At 69.7% G+C, this 7,512-nt stretch carries 6 protein-coding genes; 5 read left to right on the top strand and 1 reads right to left on the bottom strand.

Annotation, left to right across the window (positions count from 1 at the left end):
* From HR086_RS42860 to HR086_RS42840, 5 genes are all read left to right on the top strand, one after another.
* On the top strand, positions 1-1,003 hold a 1,003-nt coding region (locus HR086_RS42860), incomplete at its 5' end, for a CapA family protein (RefSeq protein WP_174468521.1).
* 310 nt (positions 1,004-1,313) lie between these two features.
* Positions 1,314-2,549: an MFS transporter gene (locus HR086_RS42855; RefSeq protein WP_141648614.1), complete on the top strand. Its 1,236-nt coding sequence runs from the start codon at positions 1,314-1,316 to the stop codon at positions 2,547-2,549.
* A 168-nt stretch (positions 2,550-2,717) separates the two neighbouring features.
* A complete protein-coding gene (locus HR086_RS42850; protein ID WP_174468520.1) occupies positions 2,718-3,722 on the top strand; it encodes an alpha/beta fold hydrolase in 1,005 nt (334 codons plus the stop codon).
* A gap of 141 nt (positions 3,723-3,863) precedes the next feature.
* Positions 3,864-5,582 (top strand): alkaline phosphatase D family protein, encoded by a 1,719-nt coding sequence (locus HR086_RS42845; protein ID WP_174468519.1) that lies wholly within the window; start codon positions 3,864-3,866, stop codon positions 5,580-5,582.
* A 148-nt stretch (positions 5,583-5,730) separates the two neighbouring features.
* Positions 5,731-6,030, top strand: coding sequence for a hypothetical protein (locus HR086_RS42840; protein ID WP_141648617.1), 300 nt, complete (start codon positions 5,731-5,733; stop codon positions 6,028-6,030).
* 65 nt (positions 6,031-6,095) lie between these two features.
* Here HR086_RS42840 and HR086_RS42835 read toward each other — a convergent pair.
* Positions 6,096-7,512, bottom strand: a 1,417-nt coding sequence (locus HR086_RS42835; protein ID WP_174468518.1) for a pitrilysin family protein, incomplete at its 5' end; no start/stop codon positions are given.

Genomic DNA, 7,512 nt, shown 5'->3' with positions numbered 1-7,512 from the left:
GCCCCCGCCCGCCGACGCCAAGGTGCGCATCCGCGCCGTGGGCGACATGATGCTCGGCACCACCATCCCCGAAGACAACCTGCCACCCGATGGCGGCGGTAGCGTGATTGCGGGTGTGCTCCCCTTGATGCAGGACGCGGACATCACCTTCGCGAACGTCGAGGGCCCCCTCTGCGACAACGGGAAGACCACCAAGTGCCGCTCGTCCGGCAACTGCTACGCGTTCCGCTCGCCCACCGCCTACGGCCAGTTCTTCAAGGACGCGGGCGTGGACCTGGCTTCCACCGCCAACAACCACTCGGGTGACTTCGGTGAGCTGTGCCGTCGCGAGACGGAGGCCACGCTCGATGCGCTCGGCATCGCCTGGAGCGGACCTCCGGGCTCCGTGGCGACCGTGGACCGCAACGGCCTGCGCATCGGCATGGTGGCCTTCCACACGTCCCCCTCGTGCAACCACCTCAACAACCTGGCCACGGCCACGGCGCTGGTGCGCGCGGCGGCGGCCGAACACGACATCGTCCTCGTCTCCTTCCACGGCGGCGCCGAGGGCGGCAAGGCGCTCCACGTCCCCAACGGCCGGGAGATGTTCTTCGGCGAGGACCGCGGTGACTTGCGCGCCTTCACCCACGCGGTGGTGGACGCCGGCGCCCACGTCGTCATCGGCCATGGGCCCCACGTCGTGCGCGGCCTGGAGTTCTACAAGGGCCGCCTCATCGCGTACTCGCTGGGCAACTTCGCCACCTACGGCCGCTTCAACCTCAAGGGTCCGCAGGGGCTCGGCATGGTGCTGGAGGTGGAGCTGAACAACACAGGTGACTTCACCTCCGGCCGCGTCCTCGCCACGAAGCAGGTGGACAAGGGCATCGCCGTCCCCGACGAGAAGGGCGCCGTCATCCAACTGCTGAAGGACCTCACCGCCGTGGACTTCCCCGACTCCGGCGCCCGCATCTCCGACGACGGCACCCTCCGCCCCGCCGGCAAGGGCCCCGTCTCCTCACGCTGACGTCACCCGGGCGCGCGCTGGAATCCGCACGCGCGCACCGATGCCCCGACAATCACACACCCGCGCCCACGCAATTCCTCGCAGGGCTTTCATGAAATGCGTCGTATCAGGACATGCCTGAGCGACTGTGCCGTACGCCGCGCGCGTGAGCTGTGTCACAGCCCTGTCGAGCGAATCGTCCGTGTCGTCGTCATCCATCGCACGCTGAAGGCTGACTGCTGGGCCCACTGCGCCTCTCGTGATTGCGGCACCAAGCATGACGCGTCTCGTGGAAGCGCATCGCAGACGCGTGCGGTACAAGGATTTCGCCGTGCGCGCACTTCGACTGCCCCATCTCTCCTCGCTTCGCGCTTTCGAACACCCTGGCTATCTCGCTGTCTGGCTGGGCGCACTCATCTCCAACATCGGCACCTGGATGGAGACGGTGGCGATGGGCGTGTACGTCACGCAGGAGACGGGCCGCGCCGAGTGGACCGGCGGCATCGTCGCCCTCGCCTTCCTTCCCTCCGTCGTGCTGTCGCCCCTGGGCGGCGCGCTCGCGGACCGCTTCGACCGCCGCGCCTACGTGGCGCTGGGCACCGGCGTGCAGCTCGCGCTGGCCGCGGTGCTCACGGTGCTCGCCTTCACCGGCCACCTCAGCGTGCCCATCGTCGGTGTCGTCACGCTGCTCAACGGCTGCGCGAGCACGCTCACCAACCCGGCCTTCTCCGCGATGCTCGCGGAGCTCGTTCCGCCCCGTGACTTGCACAGCGCCATGAGCCTCAACTCGGCGCAGTTCAACCTGGGTCGCATCATGGGCCCGCTGCTCGCGGCGCTGGTGCTCCAGATGGGCGGCGCGCCGTGGGCGCTGTTCGTCAACACGCTGTCCTTCGTCGCGGTGCTCGTGGCGCTGTCGCGCGTGCGCATGCCCACGCGGGAAGCCGCTCGCACGAAGGAGAGCCTCTGGGCCGGCATCACCCGAGGCGTCTCCGTGGCGCGCGGGGACGAGGACATCTCCCTGGTGCTGTGGGGCACGCTGTTCGTCGCCGCGCTGGTGGCGCCCTTCATCGGCCTGGTGCCCGTCTTCGCCATCAACGTCTTCGGTCAGGGCGCCGCCGCCACGTCGCTGCTCGTCGCCTGTCAGGGCGCGGGCGCGGTGGTGGCCGCCGTCGTCGTGGGCACGCTCGCGGACGCGCTCGGTCATCGCAAGCTCCTGGGCTTCGCCGCCATGTCCATTGGCGTGGTGTCCGCGCTCTACTGGATGTCGCCCACGCTGACGGTGGCCGCCGCGGCCATCTTCGTGCTCGGCGCCAACTACCTCACGCTGATGAGCGGCCTGCACGCCTTCGCCACCTCGCGCGTCCCCCGTGAACTCCAGGCGCGCGTGAGCAGCCTGTACAGCATGGTGCTCGGCGGCGGGTACGCGGTGGGTGTCTGGGCCCTGGGCGCGCTCGCGGACCGCGTGGGCGTGCGCTTCGTCACCATCAGCGCCAGCGTCCTGTTCTTCGCCATGGTGCTGACGCTGCGGCTGCTCAGCCCGCGCAGCTTCGAGCGCTCCCCCAACTGACCTCCCGCACCCGGGGTGCCCACGCCCTCCACGATGAGGGCGTGCCCCGGTCCACCTCCGGACATGAAGGCCGGTTCAGGTGTCGAAGGCCCTGCGTCCTCGCGCCCCACGCGCTACACACGGACGCTGTCGCCGCGAGACACCGACCCCTTGCGAGGAGCCCGCTTCATGTCCGTCCGTCCCTCCCTCCTGGCCCTGACCGCCCTGCTGCTGTCGGCTCCGCCCGCCCTCGCCCAGACGAAGGGCGCCGTCGAGCCGCTCGGCACCGCGCTGGAGGGCCTGCCCTCCGCCTTCCCCGTGCAGCAGCTGCCCCTGACGGTGGAGGGCCAGGACGTGCGCATGGCCTACCTCGACGTGAAGCCCACCGCGCGCGCCAACGGGCGCACCGTGGTGCTGCTGCACGGCAAGAACTTCTTCGGCGCGTACTGGGAGGCCACCATCCGCGCCCTCACCGCCGCGGGCTATCGCGTCGTCGCGCCGGACCAGCTCGGCTTCGGCCGCTCGTCCAAGCCGGACATCCACTACAGCTTCCACACGCTCGCCTCGCTGACGAAGCAGTTGCTCGACACGTTGGGCGTGAAGCAGGCCGTCATCCTGGGCCACTCCATGGGCGGCATGCTGGCCACGCGCTTCGCCCTCATGTACCCGGAGACCACCGAGCGGCTCATCCTCGAGAACCCCATCGGCCTGGAGGACTACCGCGAGAAGGTCCCCTGGCAGCCGACGGAGGCGTACTACCGCGAGCAGCTCGCCGTGACGGAGGCGTCCACGCGCAAGTACCACCAGACGTACTACGTGAAGTGGAAGCCCGAGTATGACGTCTGGGTCCAGGTGCTCTATCGCCAGACGCTCAGCGGCGACTATCCCCGCCTGGCCCGAGTGGCCGCCGAGACGTCGCAGATGATTTACGAGCAGCCCGTGTCCCACGAGTTCCCGCTCGTGAAGCCGCGCACGCTCGTCGTCATCGGCCAGGAGGACCGCACCTTCATCGGCCGGGGCAAGGTGCCCGCCGACGTCGCCGCGACGCTCGGCCAGTATCCCCAGTTGGGGAAGAAGACCGCCCAGGCCATTCCCCAGGCCACCCTGGTGGAGCTGCCCGCCGTGGGCCACATCCCCCACTTCGAGGCCCCCGAGAAGTTCCACGCCGCCGTGCTCGACTTCCTCGCGAAGTAGGCCCGCCTCGCCCCTTCTCCGAGCCTGTGGGCAACTTGGGGACGCAGGACACACTCCCCGCATGGGCTCCCGGCTACCGGGTTCCGGACTAGAGTCCGTGAATCCGGGGCTTACGGCCCTGGTGCAGACCGGGGGGAGCACATGAAGAAGCTGCTCGGGCCGATGCTGTACGCAAGGAACCAGCCATCCGAGGACACGTGGTCGTTCTTCGTGAATCTGTACCTCTCTGACTCGGACCCGGCGAGGCCGCCTCCGTTGCGGCTTCGCTTCCAGGGGCTCGACGGCGTGGAGGTGGCGGGTGCTGTCTCCACTCCGCCGACGTCGGTCGCGGACTTCTCCTCGCTGAACAGCCCGGCCGCCGGTGTGTTGTGGCGGTGGGAGGTGACGCTCACTCGCGAGGCCACGCCCCGGCGGGTGACGTACCGCTTCGAGCCCGGGGAGGGCTGTGCCGCGCTGGAGCAGGTGGACTTCTCCTCGCGGGGCCATGCGGTGAAGCCCTGGGGGGAGGAGGACGTGAAGACGGTGGTGGTACCCGCGAAGGGCGCCCTGCCTCGCGCGGCCTTCTTCTCTTGCAACGGCGCCAGCGACGCGAAGACGTGGGGCTCGGTGATGCGGATGAAGCGTCCCTTCGGCTGCTGGGCGGACATGTTGGCCCAGCACGAGGAGCCCAGGGAGGGCGGCTTCGAGCTGCTGCTCGGCGGTGGAGACCAGGTGTACGCGGACTCGCTCCTGGACCACGAGCCGCTGGTGGAGTTCCGCAAGCGGGAGCTGGAGCAGAAGCTCAACCGGGACTTCGGGCCGCCTCCGGGGTTCCACGAGGAGATGGTGGCGCGCTACGTGGAGTTGTACTGCGAGCGGTGGAGCGGCTCGGCGGGAATCGCGCCCGTGCTCGCGCGGGTGCCGGGCCTGTTCACCTGGGATGACCACGACATCTTCGACGGCTGGGGCTCGCACGAGTCGCTGCAGTCCTGCGAGTGGTTCGAGTCCATCTACAGCGCCGCCGCGCTCGCCTTCGAGGCCTTCCAGCTGGGCGAGCTGAAGACGGCGGAGAAGAAGCCCGCGAAGCGCAGGCCTTGTGACGCGCACTATCTCCAGACGCTGCATTTCGTGGGCACGGAGTGCGACGTGGACCTGGTGGCGTTGGACCTGCGCAGCGGGCGCACGTACCGCAAGCAGGTCAACGGGAAGATGGCGCACGAGGTGATGAGCGCCGGGCAATGGGACACGTTGGATGCGTGGCGACAGGAGCACGGGAAGGACGCGGGGAAGAAGTCCAGGCACGTCATCGTGCTGTCTTCCATTCCGTTGGTGCACCTGCGCTTCGGTCCCTCGGTGGAGACGCTGGGCGGCGACACGGCGCTGCACGACGACATGCTGGACCAGTGGGAGTCCGTCGCGCATCGAGGCGAGCGCATCCGGTTGATGGTGGACCTGCTCCAACTGGCGAAGGTGTCGCACTGCGCGGTGACGGTGGTGTCCGGGGACGTTCACGTGGGGGCGCGGGGGCTCATCCGCTCGCGCAATCCGGAGCACATCCCGGCGGGGCTCGCGGAGGCCGCGATTGAGCAGGTGACGTCCTCGGGCATCGTCCACCCGCCGCCCAACATTCTCCAGTTCATGGGCATGCGGCTGTTGTCGGAGGAGTCGGTGGATGACCTGCCTTCGTACATGCAGACGGAGATGCTCCCGGTGGGCAAGAGCCGCTATCTGCGCGAGCGCAATTGGTTGTCATTGAAGGTGGAGCCCGCGCGCTCGAAAGTCTCGCGTCCGAAGCTGTGGCTGCGCTGGGAGGCCGAGCACACCTCGCTCTCCATGCAGGTGGTGGTGGAGCCGCCGCCGCTCGTCTCGACGCAGACCTAGCGACCCGGGCCACCTCGCCCACCACCCAGGCGGGCGGGCCCCGCTGTCGTCGCACGGAGCTTGGTGCCCGCTGTCGTCGCTCCGACATTGAGCCCTGTGTGGAGTCGGCGTGGGGATGCACTCCGCGCCCTTCGACGAGGAGCGCGACATGGGCACGGGCAACAAGAAGAACGACCCCTCGAAGGGTGGCGGGGCCGGGGGCCACCACAAGCCGACCTTCGCGAAGGACCGCGTGGAGCGGGGTCTGGAGGCGGATGACACCCTGCCCCTCTACGCCGCGGACTCCATCCGCAGCACGCGGGAGCAGAAGTTCGCGCTCGACAGCGACGGCCCCGTCGGCGGCGACGTGCCTGACATCCGCAGCCCCATCGATGAGGCGGACGAGCTGGAGCGCGAGCGGCAGGGACGCGAACGGGCCCTGGAGCGTCAGGTCGAGGAGGAGGACTGACGCCCTCGCTGAAGAGGCCCGACGCGTCCTTCGTCGACGCGCCGGGCTCGTTGCTGGACTGACGACTACGGGCGCGCGCTCGCGCTGCCCGGCTGCGTGTCCGGCTCCACCGCCATCAGCTTGCCCAGGTTGAGCGGAGACACCTGCTCCTGGATGAGCAGCGGGTCTCCCACGAGGATGATTTGCAGCGTGGCCGGGTCCAGGTACTTCTCGGCCGCGCGCTGCACGTCGGCCGCCGTGGCGGTGCGCAGCCCCTCCACGGTGCGGTTGAACTCATCCAACGGCCGGCGCTTGCGGTACAGCTGCGACGCGCTGGAGCCCAGACCCTCCACCGACTCGAAGGCGCCGGGGAAGGCGCGGATGAGGCCCTCGCGCGCGGCCGCCAGCTCCTTCTCGGTGATGGGCTTCGACTTCAGGCCATTCAGCTCGCCCATCGTCTCGTTGAGCGCGGGGCCCGTTACGTCCGCACGCACCGACGTATAGGCCGTGAGCGGACCGACGCCCAGGCGCGCGTCCGTGCTCGCCCCCGCGCCGTAGCTGTAGCCCTTGGCCTCGCGCAGGTTCATGTTGAGCCGGCTGCCGAAGAAGCCGCCGAACACGGTGGTGGCCAGCTCCAGCGAGTACTCATCCGGATTGCCCGCGGCGATGGCGGGACGGCCCAGCATCATCACCGTCTGGTCCAGGCCGGGCTTGGGCACCACGTACACCATCTGGCGCGCGGGAGTGGACGGCGCGGGCGGCGCGGCGGGCGGAGTCGCGGGCGCCTTCCATGCACCGAAGTGCTGCTTCGCGAAGGCCACGGCCTCGTCCAGCGAGATGTCACCCGTCAGCACGAGCGCCGCAGCGGCCGGGCCCACGTGCTTCTTGTAGAAGCCCTGGATGTCCTCCAGCGAGAGCGCCTGCACGGTGTCGGGCATGCCTGCGGACGTGTGCCCGTACGGGTGCGTGCTCCCGAAGACGGAGGACAGGAAGACAATCTGCCCCAGCGCGCTGGGCTGACCCAGCCGGCGCACCAGGTCCGCGAGCTGCTGCTTCTTGCGCCGCTCGAAGGCCTTGGGAGCGAAGGTGGGCCGCAGGGTGACGTCCGCCAGCAGGGCCAGCGCGGCATCCACGTTGCGCGTCAGCACGCGCACGCCCACCTGCGCGCCATCCGGAGACACCTCCTGGAAGGCGGACACGCCCAGGTCCGAGAAGGCATTGTCCAACGCCACCGTGTCGCGGGTGCCCGCGCCCTCCAGCAGCATGCGGTACGTCAGGTCGGCGAGGCCCTTCTTGCCCACCGGGTCCTGCGCGCTGCCCGCGGCGAAGGTGACGCCCGCGAAGACGAGCGGCAGCTCACGCCGGGTGCTCACCAGCACGGTCAGTCCGTTGTCGAGCATCGCCTTCTGGAAGGTGGGCAGCACCAACTCCGGAGGCTTGCCGGGCTGGGGCGGCGTCGCGCGGAAGGCCTCCGCGTCGGCGGGCGCCGCGGGGTTCGGGGAC

This window comes from Myxococcus sp. CA039A, assembly GCF_013336645.1.
GTDB classification, from domain to species: Bacteria; Myxococcota; Myxococcia; order Myxococcales; family Myxococcaceae; genus Myxococcus; species Myxococcus llanfairpwllgwyngyllgogerychwyrndrobwllllantysiliogogogochensis.
This window is presented reverse-complemented; position numbering and strand designations above follow the sequence as displayed.

Excerpts from the sequence above, each read along its gene's own strand:
- HR086_RS42850 (WP_174468520.1), top strand. The coding sequence starts at position 2,718 with ATGTCCGTCCGTCCCTCCCTCCTGGCCCTGACCGCCCTGCTGCTGTCG.
- HR086_RS42840 (WP_141648617.1), top strand. The coding sequence starts at position 5,731 with ATGGGCACGGGCAACAAGAAGAACGACCCCTCGAAGGGTGGCGGGGCC.
- HR086_RS42845 (WP_174468519.1), top strand. The coding sequence starts at position 3,864 with ATGAAGAAGCTGCTCGGGCCGATGCTGTACGCAAGGAACCAGCCATCC.